Raw genomic sequence first — 20000 nt, 5'->3', positions numbered from 1 at the left:
GCGCCTCGTCTTCCTAATCCTCAACCGCAACGAGTCCAAGAAGAAGACTCACTCCGCCCCCTGACCCTGTCCTGAGCGGCCCGGCCCACACGACTTCTGTGGGGTCCGGGCCGTCGACATCACGGGCGTCAAGCATGTTGCCGCCGCCGGACCGGCCGTTCACCGTTCCGTCGGCGCGGCGAGACGGTCGCTGGCTCGCGACCGGCGGAGGGCTCGCCATCAGCCGGGCCCAATGGGTCATGCAGGCCGTCGTGACTGGCAGGCCAGTCGACCACAGCGCCAACTGATCCCCCATAAGGGTGAAAAGTGCTGATCTGACGTTCATATCCACGGGAAGTGATGCATCACCGTCCCGAGTGCGCGTGTTCCAGCGGCATACCGGCCGGACGCAGGACAGACACGGAGGAAGAACATGCCGATCACTCAGAACCAGGGTTCCACCGCGGGGGGTCAGACGGTGACCGTGACCGGCACCGACCTCGGCGGTGCCACGGCGGTGAACTTCGGAACGAACTCGGCCGCCATCACCGGCAACACGGCCGGCTCGGTCTCCGTCATCACGCCGGCGGGAGCCGGCGTGGTGGGGGTCACGGTCGTCACTCCCGGCGGCGTCGGCGGTCCAGAGCCCTTCTTCTATCTCCCGCCGCCGGTGATCGTGTCCGTGTCGCCGGGCTCGGGGCCGGTGGCAGGCGGCAGCACCATCACCATCTCCGGGCGGTACTTGGCCTCGGCGACCGCCGTGCAGTTCGGTGGCTCGACGGTCACCCCGACGGTGGTGTCCGACCAGGAACTGACGGTCGTCTCGCCGGCCGGTGCGGCCGGCACGGTGGCGCTGGCCGTGGTCACGCAGGGGGGGACGGCCAGCACCGCGTTCAGCTTCGTCGACCCGCCGACCGCGACCGGGTTCAGCCCGCTGACCGGGCTGTCGGCCGGCGGCACTCTGGTCGGCATAACAGGAACGAACCTGCTGACCACCACCGGGGTGACCTTCGGCGCCGCCCCGGCCACCTTCGCCGTGCTCTCCGACACCAAGATCGCGGCCACGGCGCCAGCCCATGCGACAGGGGCAGTCACCATCACCGTCACCACCACCGGTGGCAGCGACGCGGCGCCCGGGACCTTTCTGTACCTGCTGTGACCGCTCCGCCGTCCCACCACCACGCAGAGCTCGGCACGCACCATGCAACGGTGGGGCCGGCGGGAGAGCGACCACGGCTGGCACGTCGCCCCCGAGGGGGAGGAGCGCGAGGGCTGGTGGAGGTTCGACGGCACCGTCCCGGTCCTCGCCACCCATCTCGGCCACCTGAAAGCCAAGGGCCCTCACGGTCCGATCTGGTGGCGTTTCGGCCGCGCCGAATGGCAGACCCTCACCGATGCTGGCGGCTGCGGCAACCCGACCGGATTGCTGGCTGTGTCCGCGGAGCGGGTACTTGGTGATGCCAGGAGCTCGGTGTCCCGTCCGAAGTGGTCGGGGACGACGGGTGCGTGTTGGTGCGCGCTCGTGTGTGTGGGAATCCGTCATGGAGCGTGTGGTGTGGTGCGGTTCGTGCGCAGTGGAGCCTTTCCACGGTCTCCGGGGGGGTGCCCCTATCTCTTTGGTCAAGGTGGATGGGTGCTGGTTCGGGCGTCTGGAACGATGTGCCTGTGCATGCTGATGATCAGGTTGGCGAGGGTGTCTCTGCGGAGCTCGCGGTGTTTCTCCGGAACGCCGGCGACGGCCGTCCGGTGAAGATCGTTCCTTCCGTCTGTGGCGGGTGTGGCGGGCGCGTGTTCTTCGTGCTCGTCGACGATGTCGAGGGCGGAGCCGAGCGGGTGTGCATTGGTTGCGGCGGCCGAGCGTTCATCGCGGATAGCGAGGAGTTCTGGGAGGACGCGGATCCTGGTGAGGCCTGCTGCCCGTGCGGGAGCGAGGAGTTCGAGACCGCGGTCGCGTTCTCCCTCGCCGGTGACGGATCGGTCCGCTGGGTGACCGTTGGGCTGCGGTGCCAGAAGGACGGCGCCGCGGGGGTCTATGCCGACTGGAAGATCGACTACGGCCCCACGGACCACCTCCTGACCATGGTCTAGGCCCGAACAGGCTGCGGTTCGTAGAAGGTGCCGTCGCGGAGCATCGCGAAGCGGACGTCGGCCCGGCGTCTGGCGAGGCAGAGCAGAGCCTGGGTGTGGTGCTTCCCTTGGGCGATCTTCTTGTCGTAGTAGGTCCGGGATGCCGGGTCGCCCAGGGCCGCGAACGGGGAGAGGAAGAAAGCCCTCTTGAGCTGCTTGTTTCCCCTGCAGGAGGGCTGTTCGCCTCGGATCGAAGACCCGGAACTGCGGGTCGCGGGCGCGCGTCCGGCGTAGACGGCGAGGTGGCCGGCGGTCGGGAAGGTGCTGCCGTCGCCGATCTCGATCAGGATGCGGGCTCCCGTCCTGACGCCGACTCCCGCCATCGACCTCAGGACCTTCGAAAGAGGGTGAGCCTCGAGGAGTTCCTCGATCCGCCCGGCCAGGAGTTTGCGGTGGTCAAGGACGGCGGCCAGGGATCCGGCCAGGCTCGGGACGATCAGCGCGGCCGCCTCGGTCCCCGGAACGGTCACGGTCTGCTCGTCCAGAGCCGTGAAGATCTCCTCGACCAGCCGCTCGGGCATCCGCGGCGCCTTCGGCCGTAACCGCGTGACCAGCCGTCGGCGGCCGGCCTTACGGATCTGGGCCGGTGACCCGAACCGCTCCAGCAAGGCCAGGACGGCCGGATGCTGCAACCTCGGCCCCAGGACCCGCTCCAGCGACGGGTGGATCTGGGTCAGCAGGCCGTGGAGCCGGTTCGCGACCCCGCGTGGCCTCGCCGGCGTAGGGTCGGCCCGAGACGCGGTACTGGCCTTTCAACCAGCCCGTTTCCCCGGACCGCCCTCCGAACCCGCCGTGCCCATTACTGGGCAACGGGCTCTCCACAAGTCCCGTGAGGACGTGCGGTTTTTCTCATGCAGTGCTCGGCCAGGGAGTCGGGATCACTGCACCGCGGTATCGGTAGCGAGTTGTCCGCACCTTCGCCGGGTCCAACAGAATCGCCCCGTCTCCGGCAGGCCACCAACCACCACCGCAGTATCGGCGGCGGAGTTCCTTCCAGGTGGCCCGGCGGTGCTTTCGCCGTATCCATCCAAATACCTGACGCCATACAACAGCGCGCAAGTAGCGGAAAGCGGCGTGGGAGACCCCGGGCCGGAAGTAGGTGGTCCAGCCCCGCGCCAGCGAATTCAACCGGTGCAGCAGGACTTCGACCGGCAGGTTCACGTCCTGCCAGCAGATCGCCTTCACCTTGGCGGCGCGCCCGATGACCTTGACGTGGGTCCGGGCGGGGTTGTGGGGGTCGGGAACCGAGATGATCTGAGCCCCTCCCGGGAAGCGGGTCAGGGTCAGCTCGGTGTCGTTGTTGTTGGCCTGACCAGGACCAACAACATGTCCAGGGCCCTCGGAAGAGGGGCTGGGAGAGGGGCTCGGAGGGGGATGTCGGCGGCCTTCACGCCCGTGCTCACGCCCCGGCCCTTCATCCGCACGTCGGTGATGGGGGCACCGGCCCGGGTGAGGACCTCCCGCACGTGGGCGGTGTCGGTCCCCAACGCCTTGGCCACGGCGGAGAGGTGGGCGTGGGGCTCGGCGACGTTCCGGAGAGGAGCGAGGACCTCGGGGGGAGTCGTCCTTCGCGGCGGACGGCTCCGGAGATTCCTGGAGAGAGGGCACCGCGGCCTTCTCCTCGGGCTTCCCCTTCCGGTACGCGGCGACGATTCACCGACTGGTACGACGACGCCTCTCTCCGGGACGAGATCCGCAAGGCGCGGGCTGAGCGGGACCGGGAGGTCCAGGCGACCTCGGCCCGTCGTGGCACCCCGGCCGGATACCTGGCTTACCGCCTCTCCACGGCCTCCCCGAAGCGGGACGCTTACCTGGAGGCCAACCCGCTCCCGGCTGACGCTGACGCGGCCTGGGTGGCAAGGGTGGAGGCCGGTGACGAGACGGCCCTGTACGAGCACCTGAAGGCTCAGGAGGCGGAGGCCGGACCTGTCCCGAGCATCTCCAAGGTCTTGGTCGTCCAGGTCGCCGAGGCCGACAAGCCGAGGCGGCCGGCTCAGGAATCCTTGGAGGTCGCGGTGGTCACTCCGGACCTTTTGGCGGAGATGCGGAAGCGCGTCATCGCGGGGTCCCGCTGATGGATGATGGCTCTCAGTAGACAACGACATGGGGGCAGCGATGGGGCAGATCGACTTCGCGGACCTGATGGACTTCCTGGGGGCTCGTATCGCTGAGGACGAGGCGGCAGCCAAGGCGCTGAAGTCCTCCAAGAGCGAGAACGTGGCTCGACTGCGAGATCGGGTCCGTGCCGATGCCGAGGCGAAGCGCAGGCTCATGGACTGGGTGGAGGAGATGCCGCGGAGGGCGATGGCGAACGAGGCGCGCTCCCGCTGGCAGGCGTTCGGCGGGGAGGTCTATGGCGACCAGTCGCTGCGCCTCCGCAGTCCGGTGATCTTTGAACTCGTCGCCGCGTACGCAGGCCACCCCGACTTCCGGCCTGAGTGGAAGGGACTTGTCGGCGAACTTAAGGGCGAGGCTGCGAAGCCGGATGGCGCCTGAGGGTCTCCAGGAGGCCCTGGATCGGCACGGGTTGGTGGAGAACTCCGAGGGGTTCGAGCTGACTCTGAGTGGCCTCCAGAGGGCCTCCCGGCGGGCAGTGGACCTTTCCGGGCCCAAGGGGACCGTGAAGCGGCCTCAGCGCTGGCCCTGGACCCCTCAGATCCCCGGCGGTGGGAGTTCAAGAAGTGTCTCGCCCTGGACTCCTTCTCCAAGGAGCCTCGCGGCGCTTCCTTTTACATTGAGCTCTTTCCAACCTGACCGTGGGGTGGGTCAGTTGGCAGCGGCCAGTGTCTGCACGGAAGACGAAGCTCCTGGTAGACGGGTTCTCGACCAAGATCACCCGTGTCCGCCAGGAGCTTCGCGTGCTTGTCTACCCATCCTCGATCGATCTGTCCAGCCGCACCCTGCGGTTCCTGACCGGGCAACTGGCTGCACGGCAGGTGGAGATCGGGACGCGGTGGCGGCGCCTGACCGCCGCCCGTCAGGCCCTGCTCGCCCTGGCCCACCTGCGGTGCGGTGACACCTACACCCAGCTCGCCGCCGGGTTCGGCATCGGGATCGCGACCGTGTTCCGCTACATCCGCGAGGCCGTTCAGGTGCTGGCTGGTCTCGCCCCATCGCTTGCCAAGGCGATGACGACGATCCGGGAGAAGGCGTTCGTCATCCTCGACGGCACGCTGCTGCCGATCGACCGGATCGCGGCCGACACCCCGTACTACTCCGGGAAGCACAAGCGCCACGGCATGAACGTCCAGGTCCTCACCGATCCGTTCGGACGCCTGCTCTGGGCCTCGCCCGCACTGCCCGGCTCGACGCACGACCTCACCGCCGCCCGGCACCATGGGATCATCGACGCGCTCGCCGACGCGGGCCTGAAGTGCTGGGCGGACAAGGCGTATCAAGGCGCCGACGGCACCATCAGGGTCCCATTCCGCGGCCGCCGCCTGAAGAGGTGGAGGCGCCGGCACAACACCAGCCACGCCAAGATCCGATGCGTCGGCGAGCAAGCCATGGCCACTCTCAAGGGCTGGCGACTTCTGCGGAAACTCCGCTGCAGCACCAACCTGATCACCGACATCGTGAAGGCCGTCCTCACCCTGCCACGCGTCAGCATGAGGTTGGAAAACGCTCAGTCTCTGAGCGCTCGATTCCGACTCCTGCTTCGAGCAGCCCGCCACCCGCAGATCCGTGGAAGAACCGAACGGTTGCTGCTCGCTTGACAGGCGGCGGGCCGGATCGAAACGGTGGATCGTCATCGAACGTCACGAAAAGGCGTCAACTGAGTATTGTGCAGTTCCGGCCGATACGCTCATCCTCATTCCGTACAGCTGGGGGGAGTTGGCATGGCGCGTTCGCGTCGTGGTCTGCTGGTCGGGGCGGTCGTCGTGGTGGTGGCGAGCCTGCTCGGCCTCTTGGTGGTGCTGCTGACCCGGCACGGGGGCGATACCGCCGCCGGAGAGCCGAAGGGGAACGGTCGGGCGCCGGCCACCGATTCGCACGAGCAGGCGCAGCAGGTCGCCGCCGCGCTGGAGAAGCTTTCCACTGACCCCTCCTCGCTGGTCGCGGCCGGTGCCCGGACCGAGGTCAAGGGGCGCGCCGCCCAAGGCGTCCCGAAGGGGTCGAAGGTCACGCCTGAACCCGCGACGTGGGCGCCGGACGGCGCGGGCGGCGGGGTGATGACGGTCACCATTGCCTCTCCGGGCCGGCCGGCGGTGAGTTACGCGGCGGTGATGGTGAACGAGAACGGCGCGTGGAAGGTCCTGGCCACGATGAAGCTGCCCGACGCGAGGGCCACGACGGCCACCCCGACGGCGGTGGCGTCATGAGGTACCTGCGGACCGGGCGGGCCGTGGTCGCTGCCGTCGCCCTCGCACTCATGGCCGGAAGCCAACTCGCCGTAACGGCACCGGCGTCTGCCGCGCTGGCCCGGAGTACTCCCGTCGAGTGGGGCGACCGGTGCGGGTCGGGGAAGCTCGGGCTGGACAAGGACACTGTCCAGCTCGCCCCGGCCCTGCCCAGGGACAAGAACCCCGACGGGTCCCCGGTCGCGTATTCCCCCGACACCCGGGGCACTTACACCCCGATCGTGATGGTGCACGGCTGGACCGGCAGCGACACCCACGACGACGCGGGGCAGGGCGCGTTCTCGCACCGCATCGACCTCACCGCCAACCGCCTGGGCACGGTGACCACCACCCGGTCGCTGATCGGACAGTTCCAATCGCTGCCCGGCGCGGCGGTCTTCACCTTCGACTACCACCCGTACTCGGCACGGTGGGTCGACGACGCTCACCTCGGGCCCGCGCTGGGCAAGGTCATCGACTGCCTTTACCAGGCCAGCGGCCAGAAAGTGATCGTCCTCGGACACTCGATGGGCGGCCTCATCACGCGGTACGCGGCGACCCATCCCGGCGTGTCCGGCTCCGACCGGGCGGCCGAGATCAGCACCGTGGTGACCTTCGGGACCCCGCAGACCGGCTCGGTCGCGGCCCTGCTCAGTGAGGCCGGCCTGGACGGTGGAGCGCTGACGAACGAACTGCTGGCCGTCGTACGGACGATCCTCGCCGCCTGCGGCCGGCTCACCAACGGCGACATCGTGACCGGGACGCTCTGCGATCGGCTCCCCGCGCCGGTCAGCGCGTTCGAGTCGCAGGCGGGCCGGGCACTACGCGCTGGCTCCTCGGAGCTGCGGGCGCTCAAGCCGTGGCCGAAATCGATCGTCGTGGACGCGATGGGCGGGCAGACCCGCTTCCAGGTCCCCGACATGGGGTGGTTCGCGTTGCCGTGGAGCACGAAGTCCGTGGACACCGGGGATCTGATCGTCACGGCCGGCTCCGCGTTCCAGGGCGCGGACTCGACCAGGGCGGTCTCCTGCTCGTACCAGCTCAACGCGGTCCGCGGGGCAACGGATTCGCTGGCCCTCACGTTCGGACTGGCCAGCAAGGCCGATGTCGCCGACGTGCCGTTGAAGGCATTATCCGGTCCGTGCTTCCACCCCGACCTCATGCGGAGCATCGAACTCACCAACGAGGCGCTGGGGGCGGTGTCGGACGACATCGAGTCCCGCCAGCCGGTGACGGCGGCGAGTCTGCTGTCCGCCCCCGTACCGGCGGCTTGTGGCCACCGGGCAGGGAAGCTCATCGACGGCAAACTGCCGGGCATCCCCGAAGTGCACGGGGTGATGGGGCTCAGCTGGGTGGAGACCGGTCGGCCTCGGTCGGACCTGCTGACGTTCGGGGATCTGAACGGGGACGGCACCGGCGACGCCGCCGCCACTCTCTTCTGCAACGCGGGAGGCGTGTCCTGGCCGGAGATCATCGCCTTCTACATACACGGCCCAACGCTGATCGGGTCCGCCAGTCTGAGCACCATCAATGTGCCCGGCCACGAGCCCGGTGAGAACGCGCATGTGCATCACCTGCGGTACGCCGACGGTGGTGTCGTCACCCAGTGGTCGACCCAGCAGGACGGTGACCCGGGCGCGAGCGCAACCCTCGACTACACCGCAACGCTCCGCTGGGACGGTCATGCCGTTGTCGCCTCCGGTCTCACCGCCACCACCGAGCGCGGCACCGTGGACCGCTTCCTCAGCGCTCTGCGCAAGCACGACAACGCCGCCGCATCCGCGCTGGCCGCGCCCGGCGTCGGCGCAGAGGCTGCGAACCAGTTCCGCTTCTATCCCCACGCGCTCGCTGCCGCACCGACGTGTTACGGCCCGAACAGCGACTTCCCGCCGAACGCCGGGGGCCTCGGCAATATTGGAGGACCGCAGTTCGTGGACGCCGAACGCTACTGTCTGCTGCCCACCTCGGCCGAGGGCGGCGAGTACGCGGTGCTCGGCATGTCGAAGACCGGATTCCAGCGCTGGCAGGTCTCCTCGTTCAACGTGGTCTGATCCCTGGCGGCGCGCTCGCTGGTGCCACGGCCCCCTCGCAGGATGGGGGAGCGCGGCCCGGTTCGTTGCGCGTATCGGTGGGCTGGCTCGGGGGCGATGCGGGTGCGGGTACCGGCGGCGGACGGTCCCGGCCACGGTGTCCGTCACCCCAGCGCCTCCTGCTCCATCCGAACGGTGTGCGTTCTCGGAACGTTCAGTCCCTGAGGCATCCGCCTGACCAGCGAACTGGGAAACGATCACACCGAGCGTGGGAAAGGACCACTGCCAGACTTTCGTCACCCCCAGCACCGCATTTTGTCGGTGAACCGACTTGGGTGGCCGGTGACTTCTGGGCAAGCCTGCTGATGGGCACCCTGATGCCGATCTCGAATTTTCCTCAAAGGTGCTCTTGATCCCCAGTTGCTTCGCGGAGCGAACCAACTGGGGATGGTCAGTGAGCGTCAGGGGCTGGTCCTGGTGTCAGACCCATGGGTGAAGATCGGCCCATGCTGCAAGCGAGAGACGAACGCGGTCGTCTGGTGAAGAAGCCCAAGCCACCAGTGCTGAGTGAAATGGTGGCCAATTTGGGCCGGGGCAATGCCTTCGTGATCGTCGAGCGAGTTGACGACGAGGCAGATGGCGATTGGTATGTGCAAGTGTGGTTGAGGGACGACAACACCTATCAACTGGAGTTCCGGGACGGGACCGCAGCTGAGCACTATCAGACCCGGACGATCTCCCAGGAGAAGGTGATCGACGCGCTGAGCGGGTGGGCCGGCGGTCGGTCGGGGTGGCAGGACGCCTTCATGTGGAACAACATCGGCAGCTGCTTTCGTCTGTGTCCCCGACATCTGATGGGTGTGGGCGACTGCTTCGTACGCTCCACTCCGCGCCTGAACGTTCCGCGATCGGACCGCGAGAATGTGGATCACAGTCGTATGAACGGTGCCGCAGTCACCTGGGCCGGTCCAGGATCTCGGTGGACGGGACATCGTCGCCGAGAACCTGGCCTGGCTCACGGGGCCCGGCGGAGCGTGGGTTTGGGTGTGGTGGCGGCCTTCGATCGGCCGCCCGGCTTCGTGGAGGTGATCGTCGGTCAGCGCCGGATAAGGGCGAGCGACGAGCAGTGTGGTGGCTCAGTTGCCAATGGTGTTGTGGGTCAGGTGGCCAGCAGGCCGCCGTCGATGTACAGGTCGTGGGCGTTGATGCCGGTGTTGCGGAGCAGGAAATCGGTGGCGTCGGCGATCTCGGCCATCGTCACCAGTCGTCCGATCGGTGTCTGGGCCGAGTACGGTGGGTTGGGAACGTCGCGCCATTTGGGGCTGTCGCCGATCAGGCCCGGATGCAGGGCGTTGACGCGATGCGGAGCCATCTCCACCGCGAGGGTCTTCACCAGGCCGGTGATTCCGGCGTTGAAGGTGGTGACGACGGTCGAGCCTGGATACGGGCGTTCTTTGGCGAGCCCGCCGAAAAGAACGACGGAAGCGCCTGGGCTCAACCGGTCGCGCAGCACACGGACGGTCTCGGCGTAGCCGACGAGCTTCATGGTCACGGCCGTCACGGCATCAGCGATGTTGAACTGCGCCAGCGTGTTCGCGGCCTGCCCGACCGCGGTGATGACAAGATTGTCGACCTCGGCCACGTCGGCCAACGAGGCGCTGATCGTTTCGGGTTGGGCAAGGTCGAGGGCCAGCCCCCGGACGCCGACGCCGATCCCGGCGGCAATGGTCTCGGCCCGTGCCTTGTCCCTGCTGGTGATGATGACGTCGTCACCGCGGTCTGCGAAGTACTGGGCGATCACTCCGCCCAGGCCGCCGCTGCCGCCGACGATGAGTGTGCTGGTCACGCGATGACCGTCCTTACGTTGTCGGTTGTGTGAAGGCTGTTCAGGGTGGCTTTGGCCTGCTCACGCATGGCCGGCACGAGGGGAAGAACGGCTTGCGGCAGGTTCGCTGTGACCACCGCGAGCTCGGCGGGAGTGCCCACCTGTTCGAAGAAACCAAGGTTGAGGTGGGCCCCTACGGGCGGGGCCGAGGCGATCACCGCGCGGGAGAACTCGGTCCAGGCTTCATCTGACATGTGCGCTGCCAACGCGGGAAACAGCACCGGTTCCTCGTGCTCAAGGTGCTGGTGCACCAGGTCGCGCACACTGGCTGCCGCGGCGGCCACCGCTGCCCGGTCCGCATCGTCCTGCACGGGAGCGACGGCGAGCGCGTCCAATGCCGCGTCCAGCGCATCGTGTTCCGTGCTGAGTTCGCTCAGCACGGCGCCGGCCACCGGGTCGGCGGCGATCAACTGCGGCCAGAGCACATCGTCTTCGCTCTCGTGGTGATGCCGCAGCGCCGCCACCAGGAAGTCACGCAGTTCGGCCAGTGCGGCCGACGGGGCGTTGTCGCGCTGTGCGGCGTCGGCCAGCAGGGACGTCGCGGCCCGGTGCATCTTGTGCAGTAGCCGCGTCTCGACGATCCCCGCGGACTCCGGCGGATTCGTGCTCACAACAGCCTCCAATCTCAATGGACCCTTAATGTCCACTTGGATATTAAGGGTACCAGCGGTCAGCGAGGACCCCGGTGGCCGGCACTACAGTGATCAGATGAAGGAGTCGCCATGAACGGTCAGGAAGCGTCCGAGAAGCCACTGCGCACGCGCCGACGGGACCCGGAGGGACACCGAGCAGCCATTCTGGAGGCGGCCCGTCACACCTTCGCCGAGCGTGGTTACGCCCGCACGACCCTCCGCGAAATCGCGCGCCGAGCCGGTGTCACCCACGGTCTGATCACGCGTCAGTTCCAGTCCAAAGAGCGACTCTTCCTCGCGGCTGTGCCCGGTAACAGCGACCTGGAACGGGTAGTTGCCGGAGACCCGGCGACACTGCCCGACCGGATCGCCCACGCCTTCGTCCAGCGGATGGAGACCGACGCCGTCAACGACCCACTCGTCGCCCTCGTGCGCAGTGCCGCGTCCGACGAGCGTGCAGCCGCTCACCTCCTGGTCGCGATGCAGGAGCACAGTGCCGCTGCGTACCGGTCCGTGCTCTCCCCCAACGCACCGGCAGCGCTCGGCGATGACTTGGACACCCGCGTAGCACTCGTGGGGTCACACATGATCGGAGTGGTCTTCAGCCGGTACATCGCACGAACCGAGCCACTTGCCTCGATGCCACCCGAGCAGCTCACCGAACACCTCACCCGGATACTGCGGCACATCCTCTTCGATGATGCCCCCGCACCTCGGAATCCGCCCCAGTGAACAGGGACTCGTCCACGCGGAGGTCCGCGTCGGGGACTACGAGGACATCGCAGCCGATCAAGACATGAACGACAGACGAGTCGGAACATACGCCGAGACAGTTTCGACTGCCGCGGGGCGGCGGCGCAGGTTGGCGACGGCAAAAAGTCAACCGGCAGACCATCGCCAACGTCCTGGCCGGCGCCACCTGGCCCGACCTGCTGCCGCCTGCCCCTGGCCGACCCCGAGCCGTCTCCCACCGGACCGGCCAAGATCTGCGCCCAGCAGTCGATCACGATCCCGCCCGAGGCCGGAGCCCAGCACCACCAGGCCCTTGCCTACGGCAGCCCCGACTGGCAGCGCGTCTACTTCCGGCTCCGCAACAGCGTCGAAGGCTTCAACGGCTTCGCCAAAGACCCCCACCACGAGGCCATCGAGCAGCCCGGCACCCGCCGCATCCGCGGCATCGCCGCCCAGACCCTCCTGCTGGCCCTCCAGCTCGCCCACGCCAACGGCCGCAAGATCGACCGCTGGCTCGCCACCCTCCCGTCCCACGGGCACCCACCCCACCGGCGTCCACCCGCCGCCGGCCCACCAGGCCACTGGACCCCCACAGGCCACCTCACCACCCAGTGAGAGAGACCTCACACCGACAGGAAGATCACACCGCCAACAGCCCCGGCACCTCCACAGCCCGGGGTCAACCAGACGCGCGCCCGCACCTCTGAATCCCTCTGAACCACGACGGCAAAGCGAAACGGCCGCCACCGTGATCACGATGACGACCGCTTCGTCGCTGCTCTGAAGCACCTAACGTCGGTGCTCCCCTCCAAGCCAGAGGACTGATCACCGCCGTTTGCGGCTGGTGACACGGTTCTGACCGGCACCCAAGACCGGGGCATCCAGACACGCCGGGGAAGATCACGCAATAGGTGGGGAGATCAACTGAGCAGGTTTGGCCACCTCAAGAGCAGCACCTGAGGAGATTCAAAGAGCGCCATCAACCTGGAAGAGGGTTGCACCCAAAGGTGTCTGCACAGTTGCCTGCACAGGGGGATCCACGGTTGCACCGGAGGTACTGCCGGAGGTGTGAACCCCTCTTTCTCGATCTTGAGTGTTTTGCCTGGTGGGGCACCCTGGGCAAGCCCTCTTCGCTCGCCGACACCTCTTTCTCCGCGATAGCCGGAGGAAGAGGCTGTATGTTCGGACGGCCCTGCGCGGCCTGATCGCTCTATCATCCCTCCCTCACTCCCTCACCCGCTTTCCCGGCCTCTTGCCTCCGGCCGTCCCCGCACGTGGCCGGGTCTGTCGCCCCACGGCCCGGCTCGGCGGCGCGCGGCGCGGCAAAAGCGGACAGGTTTCTGCCGCTCGCCTGACACCCTGATTGCAGCGCTGCCGTCCCCGCCGTCGGCGGGGCTCTTTCGAGGACCGCAACACCTTGGCCAAGCGCCTGGCCCAGGACTGAACACGGACATCGAGCGTCCCTGTCTCCTTACTCCGGTGAGATGGAGACGCCCTACGTGTCAGGGTGGATCTTCAAGGATCCAAAGGAACAGCGAGGAGCATCAGTTGAACAGGGAACGGGGAGGGGATCGCGGGTGGCCGCGATGCAGCTGACACGCACACACCGCATACTCATCGGGGTGGTCGTCACAGGCGCGGTGATCATCGCCACGATCGGCTTCGCCGGATCTTACGCCGCCGTACGCGAGCTCGCCGAGAGCAAGGGCTTCGGCGACTTCTCCCTCGTCTTCCCCATCGGCATCGACGCCGGCATCTGTGTCCTGCTCGCCCTCGACCTGCTGCTGACCTGGCTGCGCATCCCCTTCCCACTGCTGCGGCAGACCGCTTGGATGCTCACCGTGGCCACGATCGCCTTCAACGGCGCCGCGTCCTGGCCCGACCCGCTCGGCGTCGGCATGCACGCCGTCATCCCGGTGCTGTTCGTCGTCTCCGTCGAAGCCGCCCGGCACGCGGTGGGCCGGATCGCGGACATCACGGCCGACAAGCACATGGAAGGCGTCCGCGTCACGCGCTGGCTCCTCTCCCCCGTGCCCACCTTCCTGCTGTGGCGCCGGATGAAATTGTGGGAGATCAGGTCGTACGAGAAAGCGGTCGTCCTCGAGCAGCACCGGCTCGTCTACGAGGCCCAGTTGCAGGCTCGCTTCGGGCGGCGCTGGCGTCGCAAGGCACCGGTTGAGTCGCTGATGCCGCTGCGGCTTGCGAGGTTCGGCGTGCCGCTCTCCGAGACGGCACCGCACGTCCTGGAGAAAGCCGGCCTCGTCCTGAGCGCCGAGACCGTGGAACAGGACGGCGAGCACCAGCAGGCCCTGGAGGGCGGCGAGACCACGGCTGTCAGCCACGCCGTAGGGGAGCGCACCGTGGAGCCTTCCCGTCGCGGCTCCGTCCCTCAGCCCGAGCAGCAGGACGTCCCCGCGGTCGACTACGGCGATGCATGCCGCGCCTACATCGAGCAGCACGGCGCATTCCCCGACCCCGGCCAGCTCGCTGCCTTCCTTGCCCAGTACGGGGTGTCCGATCCGGCGACCGGCAGTCCGCTCGCCGAGGCACTCCTGGAGCCGGTGCTGACCGAGCTCTGGCAGTCGATGGCCGAGCCGGTGACCGATGGCCAGCCGGTCGGACCGGACGCCGACGACGTGACCGATCCAGCCGATGACCGAGGCGACAGCCCCGTGCCCGGCACCGGCCGTCAGACCGCCGCCGACGCGCATCCGTTCTTCGGCCCCGCCGCGTCGGCGGTGGGGGAGTCACCCCAGGTTGGGTGGTCTGGAGACGCGGAGAAGTACGCGGCCGAGCCGGTGTCTGCGGCGACTGCATCGGCGGCGGGGAACCATGTGGCCGGTGGGGGAGTGCCGCAGCAGACCTCTCTCGATGTGCCGGCGGGTGTGGCTGCAGAGGCAGCCGCGAGCGAGCCGGCCGCCTGGGAGGCCTCGGTCACCGACACGGGAGCGGCCACTGCGCGGCTGCCCGAGCAGCAGACCCAGGAGCCCGATCTGGATCCGCTGCAGCAGCAGATCGTCACGGTCGCCGGGTGGATCGGCGAAGCTGAGGACGCCGGCGAGAAGTTGTCGGGCGCCGAGGTCGGCCGCCGCCTGGGAGTGGCTCCGCGCACCGGGCAGCGGCGGCTGGACAAGGCAATGGCGTATCGGGAAGAGCGGCTGCGGGAGAGCGGCCGCGCGCACCTACGGTCGGTGACCAATCGCTTCTGACTGACTGGGCTGACCTTCCCCGAGCATGTGGCCGATGACCGATCCGGGTCATCGGCCACAGTCATGTCCGGGCGTGATGGTGGCCGATGGCCGATCACGGCGTGGCCGATGGATCCGTGGCCGATCCGGGCCCTGTGGCCGGTGGCCGATCCGGACGGATCGGCCACCGGCACGACTGGTTGAGGCTGTCTGAGCGACCACCCGTCTGTGAGCGAGCACGGCTGACTGGCGTCGATGCGGGGGTGTCAGATGCAGTCGGGAATCTCGGCACCTGAGTTGTCGCGGGCTTCGTCATTGCCCCAGCGGCTCAGGTAGTACGCGGACACCCAGCCCTGTGCGGCTCCCGTGTCGAGGTCCGTCCAGAGCCAGAAACGGTTGTGGGCGCCGGACCCGTCGGTGACGGTGGCCCCGGTCTTCTTGCACCACACGTAGTTGGTGCCTGAATTGAGGGTGCCGATGCGGCTTGACGTTTGGGAGGGTTCGCTGCGGCCGGGCCCGGCCTCGAAGGTGTCGACGAAGTACTTGGCCGGCTGGGGCTGGCTCGGCGGCGCGGGTGGTGCCGAGCCGTCGTCCTCCACGATGTTGTTGTAACGGTAGGCGGCGTAGTCCTGGTAGTCGCCCGCGCCGTTCCACTCGTACTCCTGGTGCTTGACCGGGGTGGCGCCGAAGTCGTAGGCGATGTATCGGGTGTGTTCGGCGTTGGTCCAGCGCTCGAAGAGCCGTACGTGGGTGTCCCACTTGACCAGTGCGTCGCCGGCCTTCAGGTCGTCCTTGCCGATCTGATGGGACAGGTTCGGGTCGACGAGGGCATTTCTGGGATTGGTGGAGACGACGCGGCTGCCGCTGAGGTGCCAAGCCATGGACACGTAGCCGGAGCAGTCCGTGCGGTACTGCTTTCCGTCCGGGTCCGGGTAGTTGCTCGCCTGGTCGTATTGGATGCCCTTGTTCGTCCAGGACTCGGCGCGGGCGAGTACTTCGGATCGGGCAATGGGCTGGTTCACTCCGGCGGGGGCGGCAGCGGCGGGGCGGGGGGAGAGGTCGAGGGTGACGGCTGCTCCGGCTAGCAGCGTCACAAGGAGGAGGGCCGCTGTGCCAATTCGGCGCCAGACGCGCCGCGCTGGTGAGGGGGAGGTGGGTGGGCGCATGCTTCGGTCCTTTCGGAGTGAGCGTTGTGGTGTGTGGTGGTGCTCGCGCCAACCCGACCAGGCGGCCTGCCGCCGGGACAGGGGGGAAGTGTCCGTGAAGGGCCTGGCAACTGTCCGGGCTTGGCTGACCAGCTCACTTCCGGCCCCGGACGGTCTGCGAGCAAGACTTGCGGTGTGCTGGTGGTGGGCGATGTAGATCGGGGTGCAACGCGTCAGCACACCAAGCTCGACCTAGAACGGGGCGCGCGGGAGGGCGGTGAAGCCGCGAGTGCTGGCAGCGGGATCAAGGACGAGAACGCGTCCGGTCTCGTCGTAGCCGACTGCAGCAACCCAGTGGGCTAACTCCCCGAGGGAGTAGGGGCGTGGCCGGGGCCCGCAGGGAGTGAAACGGAGGTTGAGGGCGACGCCGAAGCCGCGATCGATGCTGTGGCGGATGTCCGGTCCCAGGCTTTGGCCCAAGACCGGGAAGTTAGGGTCTGGCGCTGGTCAGGAGCGTGACGCGGGTGGCGATTTTGGTCTTCTGGCCGACGCTGCCTTTGGTCTTGTTGTAGGCGTAGGGCGACAGGGTGCGTTTCACGCAGCGTGGGCTGGTACGACAACGCCGCTTCGGGGCAGCGAGGTTGCGGACGTGGGTGAGGATGTCGGTCAGGCGGCCCCAGCCGACGGCGTTGGCATTGATGACGGTGTGGCGGGCGGTTCTCAGGGCGATGGTGAAGGACAGCCGGTCGGGGTCGATGCCGGTGGCGGTGGCCGCGTGAGTGATGGCCATGCGGGTGATCTGGAAAACGGCCAGCATCGCGTAGAGCTCCTGGGTGACGCCGTCGACGGTGTGGGAGCGAAGGACGCGGTCCGGGCCGCGCAGGGTGGCTTTCAGTCCGTAGTAGGCGGTCTCGATCTCCCAGCGCTGGTGGTAGAGGGCGGCCAGCTCGGCCGCTGGGTGCTTGTCCGGGTCCAGCAGGGTGGTGACCAGGCGGACGGTGCTGGTGCGGGTGGTGCCGTCCCCGGCGGTGACGGTGATCTGATAGCTGATCACGCGCATGGTGATCGCGGTCAGGTTCGAGGGCTGTTCGGTGATGCGGCCGCGGTGATGCCACTGGGCGAGCCGGTCGCCGGAGCGGCGGTCGCAGATCAGGGTCAGGTGGGTGCCGTCCGGCAGTAGGTGGATGACGGGCAGCAGGCGTCCGGCCGTTACGCGCCAGAGCAGGTCGGCGCCGGTGTCCGCGGCGCCCCGGATCGCCTGGAAACCGTCGTAGCCGCGGTCGGCCAGCAGCAGCATGCCCGGCTCCAGGGCGGGCAGCAGGTCGTGGGCTTGCGGGAGTTCCTTGTGCCGCAGCGGTCCGAAGACCGCATCGATCAGGGCACGGGTCCCGCATTCGACCAGGGCCGTCAGCCGCACCTGGGGATAACCGGCCGGGCGCGTGGTGCGCACGCCGTGCCTGGTGAAGTGAGCGAGGTTCGCGGGGCTGTCGGCGACCTCCAGACAGGTTCCGTCCCAGGCCACCAGCCGCAGCCCTCGCCAGAACACTCCCATCGTGTCGGTGGTGCCGAGCGGTCCTCGCAGCCGGTCGAACAGCAGGGCCAGCGGTGCTGTCCCCAGTCGGCGCCTGGCCTGCCGCAACGCTGCCGTCGACGGATCGGGGACCGGTGGTCCGGGCAGTCCGGCAGTCAGCGCCGCCCACACCCCGCGATACCCACAGTCGGTGAACAGAGCCATGGCCAGCACGAAGTAAACCGCCACCCGGGCCGGCAGCAGCCGCACCCGACGCTCCTTGCGGCCCGCCGCCCGGATGACGTCGTCCACCAGCGACGGCGGCACCCACCGCGTCAGCACCCCTAAATGACCGGGCTCCCATACCCGCGACCGGTCCGCAACCACGCCGGCAGTGGCACACTGAGCAGACAACGGAGCCCCCTCGAACCGTGACCTCGACACTCACAGTTCGCGCCGGGCTCCGTTCCCACGTCAACTACCAAGACCGCCCTAACTTCCCGGTCTTGGGCTTTGGCCACCCTGCCTCACCTCGTACACCGGCACCTCGAGGTGATCGTTGAGTACCTGCTGCAGCTCCCCGCGGTAGGTGCCGCCTTTGTTTTCGGCGACCCAGGCCAGCTGCTCCTGGGAGGGCGCGGCGGGGCCGAGCCGGGCCTGGAGAAGCATGTGTGCGGTGGCTGGGCCGCACCAGTGGCCGTGCTTCTGCTGGACGTGACGGGCTGGCAGTTGCCGTATCGGCTGCCCACGAGCGGCGGCCAGGTGTCCTGCGTGCATCGGTTGCCTCCCTCCAGGCCGGCCGCCTCGTACGGCGGGCCCCGGGGCAGCATCGGACAGGAACAAAGGCGTCGTGAGGTGTGGAGTGTCCGCGGCCTGCGGCGGACTGTCCGGATGTCACGCAACGGCTCTTGCCCCGGAGTGCAGTTGGGGTGCGGACAGCCTCGGGGAGGCGGCAGGCGCGCAAGTCTCACTATGATCCGCGCAATTGAGCACCGAGCAGGGGAGTACCGGTGGGAAGCAAGCGCGAGGCAACGTTGGCCTGGAAGCGCGCGGACGAACTGACCGAGGCTCTCGCCGCAGAGCTCAAGCAGTTACAGAAGGAGGCCCGAGGAGCCCGCAGAGGCGCGGCGTCCGTGCGTGCCATCGGTGCGGCCCTGTACCAGGGCAGGCAGGTCATCAGCGACACACTGAACGGCCGGTTGCCCGGAATTCACGACGAGCAGAAGGTCGTGGACATCGCCGGCCACTGCCACACCGTGCTCGGCACTTCGACCGATGAGGGCTATTGGCGGGGGAGGGTGCAGGCGGCGAAGCGGGCCTTCGACTGGGCCAACGCGGGCAATCCCCTGCCGGAGGGGGAGGACGCACCCCCGTCGGTCCCCGGAACGGCAGTGGTGCCCATCGCGCGCGGCGCTCTCGCCGCCACACAGCACGACCTCGACGACGTACCGGAGCGGTTCCGCGACTGGGTGATCGGTTTCGACGAGGCCGAGATCGTCGAGGACAGCGGCTGGCTGCAGTCCGAAACTCCGCACGCTCCACCCCGGCCCGCCGGGGACGGAACGGGGTGGCAGGGAACGGCAGCAGTGCCGCCGCACGCGCGCCGCTTTGCACGGGCCTCGAAGTCTGATCGCCGCGAACGGGCCGGACACCTGGCCACAGCCGCCGACCGGATCGTCGCGGTCTGCCTCGGCGCGGTCATCATCGTCGGGGGGTCCCTCTTCGTGGCCAGCCGTCCCGGCGAGGGCGGCTCGGACAAGGCCAGCCCCGAACAGGGGCAGAACCTGCTGCCGCCGAGTCCTCGCTCCAGCCCCTCGCTCCTGCCGAGCAACAAGCCTTCCTCCACCGCCTCGCCGGCCAAGAGGCCGCTGCCGCCGACGCCGAGCCCCAACCGGTCAGCGGGTGGCTCTTCGGCCCCCAACAGGGAGCAGGCGACAGCGAAACAGCCCCAGCCAGCGCCAGCGGCGTGGGCGTTTGGACCGGACACCTGGGTGGTCTCCGCACAGAGCGGCAAGTGCGCGGACGTCGGCCTCTCCGGCGAGGGCAGCAACCTGTACCAGTGGTCGTGCGCCAAAGGTGCCGCCAACCAGTTGTGGAACGTCCGCGAAGTCCGGCGCAGCATCTACCAGTTCCAGAACGCTCACTCCGGACAATGCCTGACGATGCGCGGCGGTTCGGCGCAACTTGATGCCGTCCAGGAGCCCTGCTCGGCCACGTCGACCCAGCAGCAGTGGAACTTCATGGTCAACGCCGCGCAGAACGGCTGGACGTACGGGTATCTGCGCAACGAGCGCTGGGGCAAGTGCCTGGATGTGAGCCAGGAGTCCATGGACGACGGCGCGGACATCGGTCCCTGGGACTGCGTCGAGCACAAGACGAACCAGATGTTCCGCGTCACTCCCGACTCGCTGTGACCCCGGAGGGCCGGGACA

14 protein-coding genes and 2 pseudogenes are annotated in these 20000 nt (G+C 68.3%); 10 read left to right on the top strand and 6 right to left on the bottom strand.

What is annotated here, in order from left to right; genetic code table 11:
* Nucleotides 1-412: 412 nt before the first annotated feature.
* Together OG905_RS01175 and OG905_RS01170 are read left to right on the top strand one after the other, a co-directional pair.
* Complete coding sequence (locus OG905_RS01175) at nt 413-1138, top strand: IPT/TIG domain-containing protein (RefSeq protein WP_328665613.1); 726 nt, start codon at nt 413-415, stop codon at nt 1136-1138.
* Nucleotides 1139-1767: 629 nt separating this feature from the next.
* The gene (locus OG905_RS01170; RefSeq protein WP_328665610.1) at nt 1768-2067 is read left to right on the top strand and encodes a hypothetical protein; all 300 of its coding nucleotides are present in this window, start codon (nt 1768-1770) and stop codon (nt 2065-2067) included.
* Here OG905_RS01170 and OG905_RS01165 read toward each other — a convergent pair.
* Together OG905_RS01165 and OG905_RS01160 are read right to left on the bottom strand one after the other, a co-directional pair.
* Nucleotides 2064-2826 (bottom strand): annotated as a pseudogene (locus OG905_RS01165) (transposase); the annotation flags it as partial. The gene OG905_RS01170 and the pseudogene OG905_RS01165 sit on opposite strands and share 4 nt — an antisense overlap.
* 129 nt (nt 2827-2955) lie before the next feature.
* Nucleotides 2956-3291, bottom strand: coding sequence for a group II intron maturase-specific domain-containing protein (locus OG905_RS01160; RefSeq protein WP_328665608.1), 336 nt, complete (start codon nt 3289-3291; stop codon nt 2956-2958).
* 668 nt (nt 3292-3959) lie between these two features.
* Here OG905_RS01160 and OG905_RS01155 point away from each other — a divergent pair.
* From OG905_RS01155 to OG905_RS01135, 5 genes and pseudogenes are all read left to right on the top strand, one after another.
* Nucleotides 3960-4181 (top strand): hypothetical protein, encoded by a 222-nt coding sequence (locus OG905_RS01155; protein WP_328665606.1) that lies wholly within the window; start codon nt 3960-3962, stop codon nt 4179-4181.
* A gap of 40 nt (nt 4182-4221) precedes the next feature.
* Nucleotides 4222-4602: a DUF6221 family protein gene (locus OG905_RS01150; protein ID WP_328665604.1), complete on the top strand. Its 381-nt coding sequence runs from the start codon at nt 4222-4224 to the stop codon at nt 4600-4602.
* 362 nt (nt 4603-4964) lie between these two features.
* Nucleotides 4965-5702: pseudogene (locus tag OG905_RS01145) on the top strand (transposase family protein); the annotation flags it as partial.
* 243 nt (nt 5703-5945) lie between these two features.
* Complete coding sequence (locus OG905_RS01140) at nt 5946-6428, top strand: hypothetical protein (RefSeq protein ID WP_328665601.1); 483 nt, start codon at nt 5946-5948, stop codon at nt 6426-6428.
* The gene (locus tag OG905_RS01135) at nt 6425-8497 is read left to right on the top strand and encodes an esterase/lipase family protein (RefSeq protein ID WP_328665600.1); all 2073 of its coding nucleotides are present in this window, start codon (nt 6425-6427) and stop codon (nt 8495-8497) included. The genes OG905_RS01140 and OG905_RS01135 overlap by 4 nt, the downstream gene beginning before the upstream one ends.
* Nucleotides 8498-9635: 1138 nt before the next feature.
* Here OG905_RS01135 and OG905_RS01130 read toward each other — a convergent pair.
* Nucleotides 9636-10322: an SDR family oxidoreductase gene (locus OG905_RS01130; protein ID WP_328665598.1), complete on the bottom strand. Its 687-nt coding sequence runs from the start codon at nt 10320-10322 to the stop codon at nt 9636-9638.
* Nucleotides 10319-10972: a hemerythrin domain-containing protein gene (locus OG905_RS01125; protein WP_328665596.1), complete on the bottom strand. Its 654-nt coding sequence runs from the start codon at nt 10970-10972 to the stop codon at nt 10319-10321. Before OG905_RS01125 ends, OG905_RS01130 begins: the two co-directional genes overlap by 4 nt.
* Before the next feature lie 111 nt (nt 10973-11083).
* Between OG905_RS01125 and OG905_RS01120 the strand changes: the two genes are divergently transcribed.
* Both OG905_RS01120 and OG905_RS01115 read left to right on the top strand, forming a co-directional pair.
* Nucleotides 11084-11725: a TetR/AcrR family transcriptional regulator gene (locus OG905_RS01120; RefSeq protein ID WP_328665595.1), complete on the top strand. Its 642-nt coding sequence runs from the start codon at nt 11084-11086 to the stop codon at nt 11723-11725.
* 1577 nt (nt 11726-13302) lie between these two features.
* Nucleotides 13303-14934: a DUF2637 domain-containing protein gene (locus OG905_RS01115; RefSeq protein ID WP_328665593.1), complete on the top strand. Its 1632-nt coding sequence runs from the start codon at nt 13303-13305 to the stop codon at nt 14932-14934.
* Nucleotides 14935-15179: 245 nt separating this feature from the next.
* Here the strand turns inward: OG905_RS01115 and OG905_RS01110 are convergent, their stop codons facing one another.
* The gene (locus tag OG905_RS01110; protein ID WP_328665591.1) at nt 15180-16007 is read right to left on the bottom strand and encodes a hypothetical protein; all 828 of its coding nucleotides are present in this window, start codon (nt 16005-16007) and stop codon (nt 15180-15182) included.
* Between the two features lie 541 nt (nt 16008-16548).
* Nucleotides 16549-17910: an IS4 family transposase gene (locus OG905_RS01105; protein ID WP_328665590.1), complete on the bottom strand. Its 1362-nt coding sequence runs from the start codon at nt 17908-17910 to the stop codon at nt 16549-16551.
* A 668-nt stretch (nt 17911-18578) separates the two neighbouring features.
* On the opposite strand from OG905_RS01105, the gene OG905_RS01100 reads away from it, so the two are divergent.
* A complete protein-coding gene (locus OG905_RS01100) occupies nt 18579-19982 on the top strand; it encodes an RICIN domain-containing protein (RefSeq protein ID WP_328665588.1) in 1404 nt (467 codons plus the stop codon).
* Nucleotides 19983-20000 lie beyond the last annotated feature (18 nt).

Origin of the sequence: Streptomyces sp. NBC_00322 (assembly GCF_036147535.1) — a bacterium.
Classification (GTDB): Bacteria; Actinomycetota; Actinomycetes; order Streptomycetales; family Streptomycetaceae; genus Streptomyces.
This window is presented reverse-complemented; position numbering and strand designations above follow the sequence as displayed.